Origin of the sequence: Pantoea osteomyelitidis (assembly GCF_044342975.1) — a bacterium.
GTDB classification, from domain to species: Bacteria; Pseudomonadota; Gammaproteobacteria; order Enterobacterales; family Enterobacteriaceae; genus Pantoea; species Pantoea osteomyelitidis.
Genome location: NZ_JBGFSN010000009.1, coordinates 1 through 1,804, shown reverse-complemented (window position 1 = coordinate 1,804; position 1,804 = coordinate 1). Strand labels below are relative to the sequence as shown.

Genomic DNA, 1,804 nt, shown 5'->3' with positions numbered 1-1,804 from the left:
GAGTAGCGTAATATACGCCACCTCGCGACAGACGGTTAACCCGCTGGCCGCACCGCTCTTTAACAATTTATCAGACAATCTGTGTGGGCACTCGCAGGATTGATATCAGAGCCTCCGGGCTCAAAAAAATATCAAGTCTCAGAGTGAACACGTAATTCATTACGACGTTTTTCCCTGAGCATCGCTTCACGAGTTGAAGCAAATCAAGCTTTTAATTGAAGAGTTTGATCATGGCTCAGATTGAACGCTGGCGGCAGGCCTAACACATGCAAGTCGAACGGTAGCGGGAAGAAGCTTGCTTCTTTGCCGACGAGTGGCGGACGGGTGAGTAATGTCTGGGGATCTGCCCGATGGAGGGGGATAACCACTGGAAACGGTGGCTAATACCGCATAACGTCGCAAGACCAAAGTGGGGGACCTTCGGGCCTCACACCATCGGATGAACCCAGATGGGATTAGCTAGTAGGTGGGGTAACGGCTCACCTAGGCGACGATCCCTAGCTGGTCTGAGAGGATGACCAGCCACACTGGAACTGAGACACGGTCCAGACTCCTACGGGAGGCAGCAGTGGGGAATATTGCACAATGGGCGCAAGCCTGATGCAGCCATGCCGCGTGTATGAAGAAGGCCTTCGGGTTGTAAAGTACTTTCAGCGGGGAGGAAGGCGATGCGGTTAATAACCGCGTCGATTGACGTTACCCGCAGAAGAAGCACCGGCTAACTCCGTGCCAGCAGCCGCGGTAATACGGAGGGTGCAAGCGTTAATCGGAATTACTGGGCGTAAAGCGCACGCAGGCGGTCTGTTAAGTCAGATGTGAAATCCCCGGGCTCAACCCGGGAACTGCATTTGAAACTGGCAGGCTTGAGTCTCGTAGAGGGGGGTAGAATTCCAGGTGTAGCGGTGAAATGCGTAGAGATCTGGAGGAATACCGGTGGCGAAGGCGGCCCCCTGGACGAAGACTGACGCTCAGGTGCGAAAGCGTGGGGAGCAAACAGGATTAGATACCCTGGTAGTCCACGCCGTAAACGATGTCGACTTGGAGGCTGTTCCCCTGAGGAGTGGCTTCCGGAGCTAACGCGTTAAGTCGACCGCCTGGGGAGTACGGCCGCAAGGTTAAAACTCAAATGAATTGACGGGGGCCCGCACAAGCGGTGGAGCATGTGGTTTAATTCGATGCAACGCGAAGAACCTTACCTGCTCTTGACATCCACGGAATTTGGCAGAGATGCCTTAGTGCCTTCGGGAACCGTGAGACAGGTGCTGCATGGCTGTCGTCAGCTCGTGTTGTGAAATGTTGGGTTAAGTCCCGCAACGAGCGCAACCCTTATCCTTTGTTGCCAGCGATTCGGTCGGGAACTCAAAGGAGACTGCCGGTGATAAACCGGAGGAAGGTGGGGATGACGTCAAGTCATCATGGCCCTTACGAGCAGGGCTACACACGTGCTACAATGGCGCATACAAAGAGAAGCGACCTCGCGAGAGCAAGCGGACCTCATAAAGTGCGTCGTAGTCCGGATCGGAGTCTGCAACTCGACTCCGTGAAGTCGGAATCGCTAGTAATCGTGGATCAGAATGCCACGGTGAATACGTTCCCGGGCCTTGTACACACCGCCCGTCACACCATGGGAGTGGGTTGCAAAAGAAGTAGGTAGCTTAACCTTCGGGAGGGCGCTTACCACTTTGTGATTCATGACTGGGGTGAAGTCGTAACAAGGTAACCGTAGGGGAACCTGCGGTTGGATCACCTCCTTACCAACCGATACCTTCCCGCGCAGTGCTCACACAGATTGTCTGATAGAAAA

1 rRNA gene is annotated in these 1,804 nt (G+C 54.3%); it reads left to right on the top strand.

Going from position 1 to position 1,804, the window contains the following annotated elements:
• Window positions 1–212 precede the first annotated feature (212 nt).
• A 16S ribosomal RNA gene (locus tag ABU178_RS17760) occupies window positions 213–1,754 on the top strand.
• Window positions 1,755–1,804 lie beyond the last annotated feature (50 nt).